Here is a 17,020-nt window from a genome sequence, read left to right as displayed (position 1 = left end):
GGACACCGAACAACGCGGATCGGCTAGACATGCCCTCGGACGGAAACGTCCCCGAGACGTTCATTTCACCGGGGGTCTGAAGGGCCCCTTCAAGGGCACGGGAACCCCCGCCTCCCGCCCCTCGAAGGGGCCCTTCAGCGTCCCTGGGCGAAGGTCAGGCGCCCGGGCCGGGACGTCGTGAACGACCCTTTCACCACATCTGGTGACAGGGCCCCGGCAAAGTCAGGTCAGCGCAGCAGATCCGGTCGCCCACACGTCATGAAAGGGTCGTTCACCTCGTCAGACGACATGAAAGACCCTTTCATGACATCGCCGCGACGCCGCGCACACCGCGCGGCCACGACTTTGCCGGAGCCCTGACGTCTGGCGAGGTGAACGACTCGTCCATGACGTCGCGTCAGGCCGGCGGCAGCCAGTCCGGGTTCGAGGCCAGCACGATCAGCTGCTGCGTCGCCCGGGTCAGCGCCACGTACAGCACCCGCCGCCCGGTCGTCGACTCGGTGATCAGGTCGTTCGGCTCCACGAGCACCACCGCGTCGTACTCCAGGCCCTTCGAATCCAGGCTGCCGACGACCTTCAGCCGCTCGTCCGCCTGCCCCGGCAGCCAGCCCGCGACCTCCGGCACCCGGTCCATGGCCGTGATGACGCCGACCGTGCCCTCGACCCCGCCCAGCAGCTCCTTAACCGCCGCCTGCGTCGCCGACGCCAGGCCGGTGGCCTCCACCGGGCGGACCTCCGGCTCCACGCCCGTCTTGCGCACGGCCACCGGCAGCTCGCCCGACTCCGCGTGCCCGGCCACCACCTTCGCCGCCAGGTCGAAGATCTCCGCCGAGTTCCGGTAGTTCGTGCGCAGCGTGAACCGCCGCCGGGCGGTCTTGACGCCGAACGCCTGGTCGCGCGCCTGAGCCGCCTCCGCCGGGTCCGGCCAGGAGCTCTGCACCGGGTCGCCGACGACGGTCCAGCTCGCGTACTTGCCGCGCCGCCCGACCATCCGCCACTGCATCGGCGAGAGGTCCTGCGACTCGTCCACGACCACGTGCGAGTACTCGTCGTAGTGCTCGGGCCGCGTCGGTGTCCCGCCGGAGCGCTGCGGCTCCACCTCGATCACCTGGCGGCGCTTGCGCTTCGGCGGCGGCCCGATCAGCACGCGCAGCTCGTCCAGCAGCGCCACGTCGGCGATCGACCAGCCCCGCGACCGGTCCGCGAGGTCCGCGGCCAGCATCGAGATCTCGCCGCGGTTCAGGATGCCCTTCGACGCCGCCGCGAGCCGCTTCTCCTCGCCCAGCCACTTGAGGATCTGCGCCGGGTACAGCACCGGCCACCACACGACCAGGAACCGGTGGAAGTCGATCCGCTCGCCCAGTTCGGTGATCAGGTCGGCCCGCTCGAACGGCTTGCCGTCGGCCTTCGCGTACTCCTCGGCCTTCGCCGCCAGCGCGTCGAGCAGCAGCTCGGCGGCCCGGATCCGCGACCGGTTCGGCGGCGCGCCCTGCGTGTGGGCCTTGCGGCGCACCTTCTCCAGGTCGCGCGCGTTCAGCTTCAGGACTTCGCCGCGGTAGACGATCCGCATCTCGTCGGGCGCCTCCGGCGGGGTGTCCCGCAGCGCCCGCAGCAGGATCTTCCGCATCCGCAGCGACCCCTTGACCGCGGCGAGCGGCGCCGCGTCCTGCCGCGTCGCCTCCAGGCCGTCGAGGACCTCGCCGAGCGCGCGCAGTTCGACGTTCGTCTCCCCCATCGAGGGGAGGACGCGCGAGATGTAGCTGGTGAACACGCCGGACGGCCCGATCACGAGCACGCCGGCCCCGCCGAGCTGGCGGCGGTAGCGGTAGAGGAGGTAGGCCGCGCGGTGCAGCGCGACGGCGGTCTTGCCGGTGCCCGGCCCGCCGGTGATCTCGGTGACGCCGCGCCACGGCGCCCGGATGACCTCGTCCTGCTCCTTCTGGATGGTCGCGACGATGTCGCGCATGCGTTCGCCGCGCGAACGCCCCAGCGCGGCCATCAGCGCGCCTTCGCCGACGATCTGCATGTCCTCGGGCACGGCGTCGGCGATCAGCACGTCGTCGTCGACGTCGAGGACGTTCTGGCCGGAGCAGCGGATCACCCGCCGCCGCACGACGTCCATCGGCTCCTCGGCCGTGGCCTGGTAGAACGCGGCCGCGGCCGGCGCGCGCCAGTCCGTGACGAGGTTGTCGAACTCGGCGTCGCGGATGCCGAGCCTGCCGACGTAGGTGCGTTCGGCGTCGTCGAGGTGGTCGAGCCTGCCGAAGACGAGCCCCTCGTACTCGGCGTCGAGCGTCTGGAGCGTCTGATTGGCGTGGTAGACCATCATGTCCCGCTCGAACAGCATCGACGCCTGTTCGAAGATCGCCTCGCGCTGCGCGCCCTGGCCGATCTCGTAGCCCTTCGTGCGCATCGCCTCGGCTTGGGCACGCAGTTCGTCCAGACGGGTGTACACGCGATCGACGTGGGCTTGTTCGATGGCGATCTCGGCCCGTCTGACCCGAGGTTCCGACACGCATGGCTCCTTGACAGCTCTGGATCGCCTCCGAGGGCGAAGAACGACTCTACGCGTCGGCTTCCGCCCGCACACCGATGTCCCGGCCATCAGTGCCCCGTGTCATCGAATGCCGGCGGGGGTCCGGGTGGCGGAGCCCCCGGCGTGGGGTGCGGGGCGCGGCCCCGCAAGGCGCTGCCGCACAATCGGGGGGTGACCAGGATCGTGGCCGGAACGGCGGGCGGACGGCGGCTCAAGGTGCCGCCCAAGGGCACCCGGCCGACGTCGGAACGCGTGCGGGAAGCCCTGTTCAACGCGCTGGAGACGGCGGGGGAGCTGGACGGCGCCCGCGTTCTCGACCTCTACGCGGGCTCCGGGGCGCTCGGCCTCGAAGCGCTTTCGCGCGGCGCGTCGGACGCGCTGTTCGTGGAGTCCGACCGGCGCGCGGTGGAGGTGCTGCGCGGCAACGTCGCGGCGCTGGGCCTGGGCGGCACCGTCCGGGCCGGGCAGGTCGAGGCCGTCGTCGCCGCGCCCGCGCCCGCTTCCTACGACCTGGTGCTGGCCGACCCGCCCTACGCCGTGGACGCGGCGGCGCTCGGGTCCGTGCTGGCGGCGCTGGCCGCGGGCGGCTGGCTGGGCCGGGCCGCGCTGGTGGTGGTCGAGCGCGCGGCTCGCGACGGCGAGCCGGACTGGCCGCCCGGCTTCGCGCCCTCGCGCGCGAAGAAGTACGGCGACACGGCGGTCTTCTGGGCCGAGTACACGCCTGTGGCGTGAGCCACGCGGCGGAAACGGGGTGCGGCACGGTAGCGTCCGCGCCATGCGGCGTGCGGTCTGTCCCGGTTCCTACGATCCGGCCACCAACGGGCACCTCGACATCATCGAGCGGGCGGCCCAGCTGTTCGACGAGGTCGTCGTCGCGGTGGGGGTGAACCGGTCGAAGAAGGGGCTCTTCGAGGTCCCCGAGCGGCTCGAGATGCTCCGCGAGATCACCGCGAAGCTCGGCAACGTGCGGATCGACTCGTGGGAAGGCCTGCTGGTCGACTACTGCCGCGACAACGGCATCGTGGCGATCGCCAAGGGCCTGCGCTCGGTCAGCGACTTCGACTACGAGCTGCAGATGGCGCAGATGAACCGCGAGCTCACCGGCGTCGAGACGCTGCTGATGGCGAACAACCCGGCGTACGGGTTCGTGTCCAGCTCGCTGGTCAAGGAGGTCGCCGCGCTCGGCGGCGACATCGAGCACCTGGTGCCGCCGATCGTCTACGAGCGCCTCACGGAGAAGTTCCCGAAGCTCGGGGCCTGACCCTCCACAAGGGACTTCCCGCAACCCGGGACGCCCGGTTCCCGTCGTTCGGCCCCCTACGTTCGTCGGAACTTGCCGCCCGGGGTGGCGGAGTTCACGTTCCCGTCTTCTGACGATCATCCGATCGGGTTACGGTCCGAAAATGACCAACTACCGATCACGCCTGGTCGCGGTTCTCTTCGCGCTCCTGGCCACGTTGTTCACGGGGGTCACCGCCGCCGAAGCGGTGACGAGTTCGCCCGCCGTCGCGGAGCAGAACTCCTGCGGGGACCTGTCGGGCTTCACGCACAAGGCGCTTTCGTCGCTGCCGGCGGAGGCGACGACGACGTACAACCTGATCCAGAAGGGGGGCCCGTTCCCGTACCCGAAGAACGACGGAGTCGTCTTCGACAACCGGGAAGGCATCCTCCCGTCCTGCACGTCGGGCTACTACCACGAGTACACGGTGCCGACCCCGGGTTCGAGCACCCGCGGCACGCGCCGCATCGTGACCGGCTCGGGCGGCGAGTACTTCTACACGGGCGACCACTACGCGACGTTCCAGGTGATCGACGTCGGCGGCGGCACCACCCACGCGTGCGGCGACCTGTCCGGCCTGGCGAAGATCGGCTACTCGCAGCTCTCGGCGGCGGCCCGCGCGGTCGTGGACAGCGCCCGGAACGGCACCTCGGCGGGGACGACGTACGAGAACCGCGAAGGCGTGCTCCCGGCCTGCGCGTCCGGCTACTACAAGCTGTTCGCGGTGGGCACGAACGACCGGGTGATCTCGGGCGGGGCGGGCGAGCTGGCCTACACCCCCGACCACTACGCCACGTTCAAGCGCGTCGACCTGAACTCCTGATCTCCGGCCGCGGCGCCGGGGGAGGACACGCCCGGCGCCGTGCGCCTTCACCGGTTCGGCGCGGGCAGCGGGCAGACTGGTCACAGCGACAGGGGATTGGAGTTGCCGTGTACCGGGTTTTCGAGGCGCTCGACGAGCTCGTCACCATCGTCGAGGAGGCGCGCGGCGTCCCGATGACGTCCAGCTGCGTGGTGCCGCGCGGCGACGTGCTGGAACTCCTGGACGACGTCCGCGACGCACTGCCGGCGGAGGTCGACGACGCCCAGGACGTCCTCGACAAGCGCGACGACCTGATCCACGCCGCCCGCAAGGAAGCGGGCGAAGCGGTGGCGGGCGCGAACGCCGAGGCCGAGCGGACGATCGCCGAGGCGACCGACGAGGCCGAGCGCATCCTGGCCGACGCGCGCGCCCGCGCGGAAGCGATGCTCGCCGACGCCCACGACCAGGCCGACCGCACGGTCGCGGCGGGCCAGGCCGAGTACCAGAACCTCACCGACCGCTCCCGCGCGGAGTCCGAGCGCATGGTCCAGGCCGGCCGCGACGCCTACGACCGCGCCATCGAGGACGGCCGCGCGGAGCAGTCCAGGCTGGTCGCCCAGACGGAGGTCGTCCAGGCGGCCCACGCCGAGTCGGCCCGCATCGTCGACGAGGCCCACGCGGAGGCCGACCGCCAGCGCCAGGACTGCGACGCGTACGTGGACGGCAAGCTGGCGGAGTTCTCGGAGCTGCTGGCGACGACGCTGCGAACGGTGGATTCGGGCCGCAACCACCTGCGTTCCCCGGCCAACCTCCCGAGCGGCGGCGGCCGGCCCACGCTGTACGACTACCAGGTGTGACGAGCTTCTCAGCCACGCGCTCGCGACCCTTCGCGCACCCCCGCCGGCCCGGCCTGCACCGTCCCGGGCCCGAACCACTGGCGGCCACTGCGTACCCTGGACTGGATGTCCGAGAACAAGACCCCCCAGCTCGACGACCGAAGCCCCTGGGTGATCGACACCCGTGAGCTCGGCCGTCACGCCGGCCTCAGCCGCGCCGTCCAGCGCAGCGTGCCGGTGGAGACGCCGCTCGGCGTCCCCGACGTCATCACCATCGAGGCGGGCTCCGAGCTCGAGCTCGACCTGATGCTCGAATCCGTCGTCGAAGGCGTCCTGGTCAGCGGCACCGCCACGGCGATCGCCAAGGGCGCCTGCGCCCGCTGCCTCGACCCGCTGACCGAAGAGGTCGAGGTCGAGGTCCAGGAGCTGTTCGCCTACCCGGGGTCGGCCACGGAGGAGACCACCGACGAGGACGAGATCCCCCGGCTGGTCGACGACCGGATCGACCTCGAACCCACCGTCCGCGACGCGATCGTGCTGGCTCTGCCGCTGGCCCCGCTGTGCACCGAAGACTGCGCCGGGCTCTGCATCGACTGCGGCGTCAAGTGGGCCGATCTCGAGCCCGGACACGGGCATGAGAAGATAGATCCTCGGTGGGCCGCACTCGTCGAGCGCTTCGACGAGAACGCGGGCGAAATGCCCGGGCCCCACTGAAAAGCAGAACCTGACGAGCGTCCAGCTCGATCCGGTGAGAAAGTTCGCTCGCACGACCGCGAGCAGACCGTCTTAAGGAGATCTACTCGTGGCCGTCCCGAAGCGGAAGATGTCGCGATCCAACACGCGCTCCCGCCGCAGCCAGTGGAAGGCGGCTCCGGTGCAGCTGGTGCCCTGCTCCAACCGCGCCTGCAAGCAGCCGAAGCTCCAGCACATCGCGTGCCCGTCGTGCGGCCAGCACAACGGCCGCCAGGTCGTCGAGCCCGCCTGATCGGACAGCCGACATGGGGGGCAAGACGCCCGGGGGACCACCAGCCGATCCGGCGCCGTTGCTCGAGGCGCTCGGGGTCACACTCGACCCCGAGCTGCTCGGGCTGTCGCTGACCCACCGCTCGTACGCGTACGAGAACGGGGGCCTGCCGCCGAACGAGCGGCTGGAGTTCCTCGGTGACGCCGTGCTCGGCCTGGTCGTCACCGATCACCTGTACACCACGCATCCCGACCTGCCCGAGGGCCAGCTCGCGAAGCTCCGCGCCAGCGTCGTCAACATGCACGCGCTGGCCCGGGTCGCGCGCGGGCTCGGCGAGGGCGGGCTCGGGGCGCACCTGCTGCTCGGCAAGGGCGAAGAGCTCACCGGCGGCCGGGACAAGGCGAGTATCCTCGCCGACGGCCTGGAGGCGGTGATCGGTGCGACGTACCTCGCGCACGGCATCGAGATCGCCCGCAAGCTCGTGCACCACCTCTTCGACGGTCTGCTCGCCGAAGCGCCGTTGCGCGGGGCCGGGCTCGACTGGAAGACGAGCCTGCAGGAGCTGACGGCGTCGGCCGGTCTCGGCGTGCCCGAGTACCGGGTCGAGGACACCGGGCCGGACCACCGCAAGGAGTTCACGGCCACGGTGCTGGTCGCTTCGCGTCCGCTCGGCGACGGTTCCGGGTCGACGAAGAAGGAAGCGGAGCAGAAGGCCGCCGAGACGGCTTGGCGTTCGCTCTCCGCCGAACTCGAGGCCCAGAAGAAGGACGAACCGGAGTCCTGATCACCGGGAACTTCCGTTGACGGTTCCGCCCGCCCCTCAGTAGCGTGATGATCATCCGCCGCGCTGGAAACCACTGAGAGGTAGGGCGGATGCGTCTTTTCTTCGTTCCCCTGATCGCGGCGGCGCTCGTCGTCGTCCCCGGCCCGGCGGCTTCGGCCGCGACGATCCGGGTCACTTCGCTGTCGGCGTTGCAGTCCGCGCTCGACAAGGCCAATCCCGGCGACACGATCGCGCTCGCCGACGGTTCCTATTCCGCGGGCTCGACGCTGTCGATCAAGCGGTCCGGCACGGGTTCCGCGCCGGTGACCGTCGCCGCCGAGCACACCGGCCAGGCCACCATCACCGGCTCGAAGACGTTCGCCTTCGCGAGCGGCGTCTCGAACGTGGTGCTGCGCGGGTTCAAGTTCCGCAACGGCGCCGCGCTGACGGTGCCGGCCGGCGCGTCGAACAACCGCTTGACCCGCAACGACTTCCAGCTCACGACCGGCGGCAACTGGGTGACGGTCAGCGGCGACGACACCGTGCTCGACCGCAACGTCTTCCAGAACCGCACCAGCCAGGGTGTGTTCCTGCAGGTCCTCGGGCCGTCCGGCGGCATGGCGAAGCACGTCCACGTGCACCACAACTACTTCTACAACCACCAGTTCGGCGGGACGAACGGCGGCGAGTCGATCCGGCTCGGCCTCAGCGACCGCCAGTCGTACTCGGCGAACGCGCTGATCGAGAACAACCTCTTCGAGAAGGCCGACGGCGACAGCGAAGCCATTTCGGTCAAGTCGTCCGACAACGTCGTGCGCTACAACACGATCCGCGACAGCAAGGGCTACATCGTGCTGCGCCACGGCAACCGCAGCGTCGTCGAGGGCAACCTGCTGTTCGGGTCGGGCATCCGGTTCCACGGCAACGACCACAAGATCGTGAACAACTACGTGGCCGATGCCGGTGACCGCGCGATCGTGTTCGGCTCCGGCGACGAGGCCGACAGCGGGCCGACGAGCAAGCTCCACGACCGCCCCGATCGGGTGACCGTCGCGTACAACACGGTGCTGGGGTCGAACAGCGTCATCGACGGCGACGGCGGTGACTTCAAGCCGAAGGACTGCGTGGTCGCGGACAACGTCGTGAAGGGGACGTCCGGCACGCTGGTGACGCTGCCGAGCGGGTCGACCGTCAAGTACGAGGGCAACATCACCTTCGGCGGCACCGCGGGCATCCCGTCGCGCTCGGTCGACCCGAAGCTGGTCAAGGACGCGGCGGGGCTGTACCGGCTGGCCGCCGGGAGCCCGGCGATCGACGCCGGGGTGGGCTCGTACCCGTTCGCGGCGAAGGACTTCGACCTGCAGGCCCGCGTCGGCGCCTACGACGTCGGCGCCGACGAGTACCTCGCGTCCGGTGCGACCCGCGTTCCCCTCACGAAAGCCGACGTCGGACCGGCCGCTCCGTAGTGCCTTTTCAAAAACTGTCGTACCCGCCGGGCACAATGAAGGCATGCCCGAACTCCCCGAGGTCGAAGTCGTCCGCCTGGGCCTGCAGGCGCACGTGGCGGGCCGGACCATCCGCGAGGCGGAGGTCCTGCACCCGCGCGCCATCCGGCGGCACGCGCTGGGTGCGGAGGACTTCACGCAGCGGCTGAGCGGCACCCGCGTCGAGGCGGCGCGGCGCCGCGGCAAGTACCTGTGGCTCGAGCTCTCGGACAAGGAGGCGCTGCTGGCGCACCTCGGGATGAGCGGGCAGATGCTCGTCCAGCCCGGGGGCGCGCCGGACGAGAAGCACCTGCGGGTCCGCCTGCGCTTCGACGACGACGGCCCGGAGCTGCGCTTCGTCGACCAGCGCACGTTCGGCGGCCTGGCCCTCGACGACCTCAATGACGTGCTGCTCCCGGACACGATCGCGCACATCGCCCGCGACCCGATGGACCCGGCGTTCGACCTCGACGCGGCGGTGCGCGCGCTGCGTTCGCGGCGCACCGAGGTCAAGCGCGCGCTGCTGGACCAGACGCTGGTTTCGGGCATCGGCAACATCTACGCGGACGAAGCCCTGTGGCGCGCGAAGCTGCACTGGGCGCGGCCGACCGAGAAGCTGACGATGGCGAAGGGCCGCGAGCTCCTGTCGGCGGCGTCGGACGTGATGAACGCGGCACTGGGCGCGGGCGGCACGTCGTTCGACGCGCTGTACGTGAACGTGAACGGGCAATCCGGCTACTTCGACCGGTCCTTGGACGCGTACGGCCAGGAAGGCCTGCCGTGCCACCGCTGCGGCGCGGCGATCCGGCGGGAGCCTTTCATGAACCGCTCGTCGTTCTCCTGCCCCCGCTGCCAGCCCCGGCCCCGGGTCAAACTTGGGTAGATAAATGGTGTTTGCCTTTCAGCTAGGATGAATACGCCTGGCAGCTGAGGGAGTGCATCGTGGTCAAGGAGCCCGGAAAGTCGACGCTGGCCGACAAGATCGACCGGCTGTTCCACGTGGTCCGCAGGCCCGATCGGGAGCCGTACAGCAACGAAGAGGTCGCGAAGGCCTGCCGCGAGGCCACGGGCGAAAGCTTTTCGACGACGTACTTGTGGCAGCTGCGCACCGGCCGCCGCGACAACCCGACCAAGCGCCACCTGGAAGCACTGGCCCGCTTCTTCGGCGTCCCCCCGGCGTACTTCTTCGACGACGAGCAGAGCAAGAAGATCGCCGAGGAGCTGGCCCTGCTGGGCGCACTGCGCGACGCGGGCGTCCGCGACCTGGCCCTCCGAGCGGTGACCCTGTCGGCCGACGGCCTCGACACGATCAGCGACATGATCGACGCGATCGCCCGAAGGGAGGCGGGCCGCGGGGCTCCGAAGAGGGAGAACTGAGGTGCCGCTGTTCGCAGTGCCGGCTTCTTGCGCCCCCACGCGGACGGGCTTTGTCCCGCTCAGGAGGTCGAGCAGGTCCCGGTCGCAGCCGTGAGTCGCCCGGGCGGCGCCCCGCTCGCGCGGTCGGGCCGCCGTTGCCGGGCGCTTCGACCGAGTCGGCGCTGCTCCGCTCGTGAGGTCGGGTTGCCGGTGTGGGCTCCTCGACCGAGTCAGCGCTGCCCCGCCCGTTCAGCCGGCCAGGCCTCTTCCCGCCCAGCGACCCAAGTCGCACTGACACCCGCCCGCTCGCCGGGCGGTACCGGCCTCCGGTTGCCGCCCCGGGCCGTGCAGGTGTCTTTCCGCTCGTGATGTCGGGCCTGCGGGACGACTTCCGTCGCCGGTCGATCGGCTCGGCGGCGGCGGTGCCGCTCGCGAGGCCCCGCGGGCAAGCGCGCCTCCCGCTCAGAACCCCGAGCCGCCCCGCCACCCCTGCGCCCGCGAGGCCGACCCGGCCCCCGATCGCCGGCATCCGGTGGTGGGATAGCGTCGACCTGGCGTGGCTGGGCCGTCCGGGTGTCCGATTCGCTTCCGCGGAACCCCATCCGGGACCTGAGCGTCCGAAGGTGCTCCGGCCGCGTATCCCCGCGGGGTTCGCCGCGTTGAACCGGCCGGGGCCGTTCGTGCGGGGTGGGTGGGGTGGAGGAGGCCTGATGGTGCGGCGACCTTCCTTGCGACGGCCGTCCCGTGCGTTGTGGCGGCGGGCGCGGCGGGTCGCCGACAGGGTCAGCCTGCCGGAGCCGTTCGATGCCGCGGCGTTCGTCGCCGGGCTGGCCGCCGAGCGGGGGCGGCCCATCGAGCTGATGCCGGTCAGCGCTCCCGAAGGCGCGCCGTGCGGCCTGCTGATGAGCACCGAACGCGCCGACTACATCCTCTACCCGACCGACACCACCGCGCTGCACCGGCGGCACATCCTGCTGCACGAGGTCGGGCACCTGCTGTGCGGTCACACGGGTTCCGACGCCGGTGCCGACGGCGTCGCCATCGACGCCGCCGCCGGGCGGCAGCTGATGCCGCACCTTTCGCCCGAGCTGGTGCGGCGGGTGCTCGGCCGGACCACCTACAGCGAGGTCGAGGAACGCGAAGCCGAACTGGTCGCGAGCCTGCTCGCCCAGCGCGTCGTGCGGCCCGAGGAGCGGCGCGAGCCGGCCGCCGACGTGCCCGAAGGCGTGCAGCGCTTCGACTCGCTCTTCGGCCGCGCGCGCCGCCGTTCGCCGTGATCGAGACCCTGGCCTACCTGCTGTGCGTGGTGGGCTTCGCGGGCTTCGGCTACAAGCTCGTCGAGGCGCGCCGCAGCCAGCCGGTGCGGACGATGTGGTTCCTCGCCGGGTTCGGCATCTGCATCGCCACCGGCATCATGGTGCTGACGCCGGCGATGGCGGCCTTCGTCGGCCCGGGCCCGGTCGGCGAGTGGGTCCTCAGCCTGGCCGGCGACGAGCTGAAGCTGGGCGCGATCGGGTTCGCCGTCGCCTTCACGCAGTCCGTGTGGCGCGGCGAAGGCGCGCGCCTGGCGCCGCACGCGCTGTTCACCGGCACGACGATGGCGCTGCTCGCGGTGTGCTTCACGCTGTCGCGGCCGCAACGCGCCGGCGACGACACGGTGTTCTCGCCCGCGACGCTGCCGTTCGCGCTCGCCGACAAGGTGGTGTTCCTGCTCTACAGCCTGATCAGCCTCGGGCTGCTGTTCGCGGTGTTCGTCCGCAGCGCGCGCCACGCGGAGCCGGGACCGCTGCGCGCCGGGCTGTGGCTGCTGGTCGTCGGCGTCGGCGCGGCGTTCGCGTGGACGTTCTGGGACGTCGACGACGTCCGGCGGCTCGCCCAGACAGCGCGCATCGGCGCCCGCGAGGACCTGCCGTCCTCGGTCCTCGCGGCGGCGACGGTCGGTTTCGTGACGGCGGGCGCGACCCTCAGCGCGTGGTCGCCGGCGGTCTCGTCGGTGATCGGCCGGGTCCGGGCCTACCGGGCGTACCGCCGCATCGAGCCACTGTGGACGGCCCTGCGCACGGCGGTTCCGGGCATCGTCCTGGACCCGGGCCGCGAACTGGCGGGCGGCCCGGAGTTCGCGCTGTACCGCCGCGTCATCGAAATCCGCGACGGCCACCTCGCCCTGCGCGCCCACTTCGACCCGGACCTCCCCGCCCGAGCCGAGAAGGCGGCCCGCGACGAGGGCGTGAGCGAAGCGGACCTCCCCGCCACGATCGAGGCGATCACCCTCGCGGCGGCGATCGAAGCGGGCCGGGCCGGCCGCCGCTTCGACCCGGCGAAGGCGGCACCGGACGACCAGCCCGACGCGGAGGCGGACGTCGCGGCCGAGGCGGCGTGGCTGGTCCAGGTGAGCCGAGCCTGGCAACGCGACGCGGTGGTGGCCCGGCTCCGCGAGGCCGCACTCGGCTAGCGGATCGGGGCGGGGCCGTCAGCGGGGGTAGCGGGCTCCGTTCACCGTCACCCTCAGCGTGTACACCGAACTCGAAGCCGTGATGAACAGTTCGTTCCCGCGTGCGCCGCCGAACGTGAAGTTCGAGCAGATCTCCGGGAGGCGCAGCTTGCCGATCCGCGTGCCGTCCGGGTCGAAGCAGTGCAGGCCGTCGTGCGCCGCCGCCCAGACGCGGGCGTCGCTGTCCACGCGCAGCCCGTCGAACCCTCCGCTGTCGCTCGTCGCGAAGATCTCGCCGCCGGTCAGCTTCCCGTTCTCGCCGACTCCGAACACCCTGATGTGGCTGGGGTCCTGGCGGGTGTCCGCGATGTACAGCAGCGACTCGTCCGCCGAAAACGCCAGCCCGTTCGGGCGCGAGAAGTCGTCCGCGACGATCCGGACCTCGCCCGACGGGTCGACGCGGTAGACGTGGCAGCCGCCGATTTCGCTTTCCGCCTGGTACCCCTCGTAGTCGCTGTCGATGCCGTAACTCGGGTCGGTGAACCAGATTGACCCGTCCGAGTGCTCGACGACATCGTTCGGGCTGTTCAGCCGCTTCCCCTCGAACTCCGACGCCAGCACCGTGATCGAGCCGTCGTGCTCGGTGCGCGTGACGCGGCGGAGGCCCTGCTCGCAGCTGATCAACCGTCCGTGGCGGTCGACGGTGTGCCCGTTCGCGTAGTTCGACGGCTGGCGGAAGACGCCGACCCGGCCCGTCGTCTCGTCCCAGCGCAGGGTGCGGTCGTTCGGGATGTCGCTGAACACGAGGTAGCGCCCGGCCGGGAAGTACGCCGGACCCTCGGTCCACCGGCAGCCGGTGTGCAGGCGCTGCGTCCACTCGTCGCCGTTGACGCGCTTGAACCGCTCGTCCAGCACTTCGAACTCGGTCTTGATCAGATCCATCGGTCACCCCTTCGAATGGAATCCCCACGATAGGCACGCAGCCGCACACGACGCAGGCGTATGCCGCGCCCGTCGGGCCCTCCGCCGTGCGCACTACTGTGCAATGCGTGGTACCTTCCCATGCGTAAGACTGGAGGGTGCAGTGGAGATCAGTCAGCTGCTCAAAGGGGTGCTCGATCTCGCCGTTCTCGCGGTGCTCCGCGACGAAGACGGCTACGGGTACGACGTCCTGCGAAGACTCAGGACCGCGGGACTGGACGAGGTGGGGGATGCCTCCGTGTACGGGACGCTGCGCCGGCTGTACAAGGCCGGCCTGCTCACTTCGTACGTGGTTCCCAGTGAAGAGGGCCCGCACCGCAAGTACTACAGCCTGAACGAGCCGGGCCGGGCGCGGCTCGCGGAGTCGGGCAAGACCTGGCAGAGCTTCGCACTGACGATGAACGTGCTTTTGGGAGAGGCAGCATGAGCGACAAGCCGACCGCCGTGCGGGTGTACCTGGCGCGGGTCCGCACCGCGCTCGCCGACCTGCCCGCGAGCGAGATCGAAGAGATCCTCGAGGACGTCCGCCCGCACCTGGCGGAGCTGGAAGCCGAACTCGGGGAGGGCGCCCGCGTCGAGGCACTCATCGAACGGCTCGGGACGCCCGAGAGCTACGCCGCCGAGCTGCGGGCGTCCGGGGGGTACCCGCCGGCCGGGGAGGGCGCGACGCAGGTGCTCGCGACGGCGGCCGCGCCCAGCCTGGCGAAGCCGCGGATCGCCCTGTGGGGCCTGGTGCTCTGCGCGGTCGCGCTGGCGCTGCTGGCGTTCGGCGCCGCGATCAGCATCCACGCCGACGTGCTGCTGGGGACGCTGCTGTTCCTGCCGGTGTTCCTGATCAGCCTCGCGCTGCTGCTGCGCGGCGGGGCCGGGCCGGTGCTGGCGCTCCCGGAGGTGAGCTGGCTGCGGGGCGCGCTGGCGAAGGGGCGCGAGCAGGACGACACCGGGCGGGTGCTGCGCTGGCTGGGCTCGATGAAGCCGGCGTGGTGGGTGCTGTGCGCCGTGGTGCTGCTCGGCTTCGGGGTCCTGCTGATGATGCGCCAGCGCAGCGCCGTGCTGCTGCTGCCGTTCCTGCTCGTGGCCGCGGCCGGGATCGTGTGGGCCGGCCCGCGGGTGCGCGGCGACCGGCGGCTGCTGTGGCTGGTCGTGCCGGTTTCGGCGTTCGTCGTCGGCGGGGCGCTCGGCGGGTTCGGTGCCGCGGTCGACCTCATCTCGAACCGGTACTACCCCTCGCAGCAGTCGTCGTACTACCCCTCGTCGTCCGACCGGTACGGCAACCAGCAGCTCACCTACGGCGGCGAGGAGGTCGAGAACGTCTACGCGTTCGACGCCGAGGGCAAGCCGCTGACGGAGGTCTACCTCTACGACGAGCGGGGCCGGCCGCTCGCGCTGACCCGCTACGGCTGCGAACGCTCGAGCGGCACCAAGGAGAAGATCGGCGAGGACAACCGGTTCCCGCGCCCGAAGATCGAGCAGGGCGTCACCGACAGCCGGGGCGACTACAACGGCTACTACGGCAACCGCGCCGCCTGCCGCGAGGACGCGGGCGTGCCGTTCAGCGCCGCGATCCCGAAGGTGACGGTCCCGCCGTCGGGCACGAGCACACCGGCACCCGCTACTTCTTCGTCCGCGCCGGCCACGCCGACGCCGACGAAGTAACGGGGGGACGAACGCCGGGAGCGCGGGTCGGGGCCCGCTCCCGGCGTTCACCCGATGCGAACGCGCCGGAAACGTCCCGCGAACGCGCGCGTGCTGAGCTGGGCGGGTGCTCTCGGACAGCTTCGCCCCGCGGACCCGGGTGGTCCACGGGCACGAGCGTGCCTACCGGATGGCCGGGCGCGGCCCGGCGGTGCTCTTCCTGCACGGGATCGGCGACGACTCCTCGACGTGGCTCGAGCTGCTGACGTCGCTGGCGGACGACTTCACGGTCATCGCGCCCGACCTGCTCGGCCACGGCTTCTCCGCGAAACCGCGCGCGGACTACTCGGTCGCGGCGTACGCGTGCGGCATGCGCGACCTGCTGACGACGCTCGACGTCGACCGGGTGACGGTGGTCGGGCACTCCCTCGGCGGTGGGGTCGCGATGCAGTTCGCCTACCAGTTCCCGGAACGCTGCGAACGCCTGGTGCTGGTCGGCTCCGGCGGCGTCGGGGCGGGCGTCCACCCGCTGCTGCGGCTGGCGGCGGCGCCGGGGGCGGGGCTGGTGCTGCCCTTGCTGGGCGCGCGGCAGGCGTTGCCGGTGCTGCGCGGGCTCGCCGGGCTGCTGCGGGTCTCCGAAGACCTCGATTACGTGCTCGCCCGCTACCTCCGGCTGGTCGAGCCGGACACGCGCTCGGCGTTCCTGCGGACGTTGCGCTCGGTCGTCGACTGGCGCGGGCAGGTGGTCAACATGCTGGACCGCTGCTACCTGACCGAGGGGATCCCGACGCTGCTGGTGTGGGGAACCGAGGACCGCGTCGTGCCGAGCGGGCACGCGCTGCGGGCGCACCGGGCGATGCCGGGCAGCCGGCTGGTGCTGTTCGAGGGCGCGGGACACTTCCCGCACCGGTCGGACCCCGCGCGGTTCGCCGAGGTCCTGCGGGAGTTCTTGGACTCGGCCCCGGCGGCCCGGTACGACCGGGCCCGGTGGGGTGACCTGCTGCGGGCGGGACGGCCGGCCGGGACACCGGATCCCGCGGTGGTGCCGGACCCGGCGGTGTCGTCGGGGACCTGAGCAGCCCCCGTTTTCCACGCTACCGGCGGGCACCGACAGTTCGGGCGCCGACGGTTCCGGGCACCGACGGTTCCGGGCGCCGACGGTTCCGGGTGGCCGGTCCGGCGGCCCGCACCGTCATGAAAGAGTCGTTCACCTCGCCCGACGCGGTGAACGACTCTTTCATGACCTCCGGACCACGGCGAACACCGGGCCGGGGTCCGCTCCCGACATGACGAAGGCCGCCTCCGGAGCACCGGGGGCGGCCTTCGATCGTCAGTGGGTCAGTGGGTCAGTGGGTCAGTGGCCGAAAGCGCTGCGGGCCGCGAGGTCCGCCAGCAGCGCGCGGCCCTTCTCGGCGTTGCGGGGCTGGGACAGCACGTCGTAGCGGCGCGCCACCAGCTGGCTCTGCGAGACGAACCCGCGCTTGTTGCGGTTCACCGCGTACCCCAGCGCGCCGAACAGCAGGTTGAACCCGAGGCCGGCCACCAGGCCGATCACGATCGGGACCAGGCCCGCGCCCGGGTTCAGCAGGCTGAGGACCAGGCCGAGGAACAGACCGAACATCGCGCCGGACGTCGCCGCGCTGCCCAGGACCTTGCCCCAGGACATCTTGCCCGCGATGCGCTCGACGAGCATCGGCTCGACGCCCACGATCGTGACGTCGGTGACCGGGAAGTCCGTGCCCGCGAGATGGTCGACCGCGCGCTGCGCCTGCTCGTAGGACTCGTAGGAACCGATCGGCCAGCCGGTGGGCAGGGTCGGCAGCTGGGGCCGCGCCTGCTGCTGTCCGATCGTGTTCTGCTGCGTGAATGCTGTGGTCATCGATCTCACCTCTCCTGCCCCGTACAACGCGGGAGTACCCCGGAATCCTCCCACGCCGCAAGATTCACAGACTC

At 71.5% G+C, this 17,020-nt stretch carries 18 protein-coding genes; 15 read left to right on the top strand and 3 right to left on the bottom strand.

What is annotated here, in order from left to right:
* Positions 1 to 397: 397 nt before the first annotated feature.
* On the bottom strand, positions 398 to 2,515 hold the full coding sequence (locus MUY14_RS27540; RefSeq protein WP_247013301.1) for an ATP-binding domain-containing protein: 2,118 nt from the start codon (positions 2,513 to 2,515) through the stop codon (positions 398 to 400).
* Positions 2,516 to 2,707: 192 nt separating this feature from the next.
* Here MUY14_RS27540 and rsmD point away from each other — a divergent pair, with 192 nt between their 5' ends.
* The 12 genes from rsmD to MUY14_RS27480 all read left to right on the top strand — a co-directional run bounded on the left by rsmD (position 2,708) and on the right by MUY14_RS27480 (position 12,472).
* Positions 2,708 to 3,268 carry a 16S rRNA (guanine(966)-N(2))-methyltransferase RsmD gene (rsmD, locus tag MUY14_RS27535; protein WP_247013299.1) on the top strand — a complete coding sequence of 187 codons (561 nt, stop codon included), beginning with the start codon at positions 2,708 to 2,710 and terminating at the stop codon, positions 3,266 to 3,268.
* Between the two features lie 43 nt (positions 3,269 to 3,311).
* Positions 3,312 to 3,797 carry a pantetheine-phosphate adenylyltransferase gene (coaD, locus tag MUY14_RS27530; RefSeq protein ID WP_247013297.1) on the top strand — a complete coding sequence of 162 codons (486 nt, stop codon included), beginning with the start codon at positions 3,312 to 3,314 and terminating at the stop codon, positions 3,795 to 3,797.
* Between the two features lie 142 nt (positions 3,798 to 3,939).
* On the top strand, positions 3,940 to 4,638 hold the full coding sequence (locus MUY14_RS27525) for a ribonuclease domain-containing protein (RefSeq protein ID WP_247013295.1): 699 nt from the start codon (positions 3,940 to 3,942) through the stop codon (positions 4,636 to 4,638).
* Positions 4,639 to 4,745: 107 nt separating this feature from the next.
* Complete coding sequence (locus MUY14_RS27520) at positions 4,746 to 5,474, top strand: DivIVA domain-containing protein (protein WP_247013293.1); 729 nt, start codon at positions 4,746 to 4,748, stop codon at positions 5,472 to 5,474.
* A 105-nt stretch (positions 5,475 to 5,579) separates the two neighbouring features.
* Complete coding sequence (locus MUY14_RS27515) at positions 5,580 to 6,167, top strand: DUF177 domain-containing protein (protein WP_247013291.1); 588 nt, start codon at positions 5,580 to 5,582, stop codon at positions 6,165 to 6,167.
* A gap of 88 nt (positions 6,168 to 6,255) precedes the next feature.
* A complete protein-coding gene (gene rpmF / locus MUY14_RS27510) occupies positions 6,256 to 6,438 on the top strand; it encodes a 50S ribosomal protein L32 (protein WP_013223689.1) in 183 nt (60 codons plus the stop codon).
* 13 nt (positions 6,439 to 6,451) lie between these two features.
* Positions 6,452 to 7,201 carry a ribonuclease III gene (rnc, locus tag MUY14_RS27505; protein ID WP_247013289.1) on the top strand — a complete coding sequence of 250 codons (750 nt, stop codon included), beginning with the start codon at positions 6,452 to 6,454 and terminating at the stop codon, positions 7,199 to 7,201.
* Between the two features lie 89 nt (positions 7,202 to 7,290).
* Positions 7,291 to 8,646, top strand: coding sequence for a polysaccharide lyase 6 family protein (locus MUY14_RS27500; RefSeq protein WP_247013287.1), 1,356 nt, complete (start codon positions 7,291 to 7,293; stop codon positions 8,644 to 8,646).
* Positions 8,647 to 8,689: 43 nt separating this feature from the next.
* The gene (mutM, locus tag MUY14_RS27495; protein ID WP_247013285.1) at positions 8,690 to 9,547 is read left to right on the top strand and encodes a bifunctional DNA-formamidopyrimidine glycosylase/DNA-(apurinic or apyrimidinic site) lyase; all 858 of its coding nucleotides are present in this window, start codon (positions 8,690 to 8,692) and stop codon (positions 9,545 to 9,547) included.
* Between the two features lie 59 nt (positions 9,548 to 9,606).
* Positions 9,607 to 10,041: a helix-turn-helix domain-containing protein gene (locus MUY14_RS27490; protein WP_247013283.1), complete on the top strand. Its 435-nt coding sequence runs from the start codon at positions 9,607 to 9,609 to the stop codon at positions 10,039 to 10,041.
* 689 nt (positions 10,042 to 10,730) lie between these two features.
* A complete protein-coding gene (locus MUY14_RS27485) occupies positions 10,731 to 11,297 on the top strand; it encodes a hypothetical protein (RefSeq protein WP_247013281.1) in 567 nt (188 codons plus the stop codon).
* A complete protein-coding gene (locus MUY14_RS27480; protein ID WP_247013279.1) occupies positions 11,294 to 12,472 on the top strand; it encodes an MAB_1171c family putative transporter in 1,179 nt (392 codons plus the stop codon). Before MUY14_RS27485 ends, MUY14_RS27480 begins: the two co-directional genes overlap by 4 nt.
* Positions 12,473 to 12,490: 18 nt before the next feature.
* Here MUY14_RS27480 and MUY14_RS27475 read toward each other — a convergent pair whose 3' ends face one another.
* A complete protein-coding gene (locus tag MUY14_RS27475) occupies positions 12,491 to 13,393 on the bottom strand; it encodes an SMP-30/gluconolactonase/LRE family protein (RefSeq protein WP_247013277.1) in 903 nt (300 codons plus the stop codon).
* Between the two features lie 142 nt (positions 13,394 to 13,535).
* On the opposite strand from MUY14_RS27475, the gene MUY14_RS27470 reads away from it, so the two are divergent.
* The 3 genes from MUY14_RS27470 (at position 13,536) to MUY14_RS27460 (ending at position 16,142) form a co-directional block, all read left to right on the top strand.
* Positions 13,536 to 13,859: a PadR family transcriptional regulator gene (locus MUY14_RS27470; RefSeq protein WP_160697098.1), complete on the top strand. Its 324-nt coding sequence runs from the start codon at positions 13,536 to 13,538 to the stop codon at positions 13,857 to 13,859.
* Positions 13,856 to 15,088, top strand: a complete 1,233-nt coding sequence (locus MUY14_RS27465; RefSeq protein ID WP_247013275.1) for a DUF1700 domain-containing protein — start codon at positions 13,856 to 13,858, stop codon at positions 15,086 to 15,088. Before MUY14_RS27470 ends, MUY14_RS27465 begins: the two co-directional genes overlap by 4 nt.
* Before the next feature lie 169 nt (positions 15,089 to 15,257).
* On the top strand, positions 15,258 to 16,142 hold the full coding sequence (locus tag MUY14_RS27460) for an alpha/beta fold hydrolase (protein ID WP_396126869.1): 885 nt from the start codon (positions 15,258 to 15,260) through the stop codon (positions 16,140 to 16,142).
* Positions 16,143 to 16,421: 279 nt separating this feature from the next.
* On the opposite strand, the gene MUY14_RS27455 is transcribed toward MUY14_RS27460, so the two are convergent.
* A complete protein-coding gene (locus MUY14_RS27455; protein WP_247013271.1) occupies positions 16,422 to 16,946 on the bottom strand; it encodes a general stress protein in 525 nt (174 codons plus the stop codon).
* Positions 16,947 to 17,020 lie beyond the last annotated feature (74 nt).

The organism is Amycolatopsis sp. FBCC-B4732 (assembly GCF_023008405.1).
GTDB lineage: Bacteria > Actinomycetota > Actinomycetes > Mycobacteriales > Pseudonocardiaceae > Amycolatopsis > Amycolatopsis pretoriensis_A.
The sequence above is the reverse complement of the archived record's forward strand: the minus strand, read 5'-3'. Positions and strand labels throughout refer to the sequence as shown.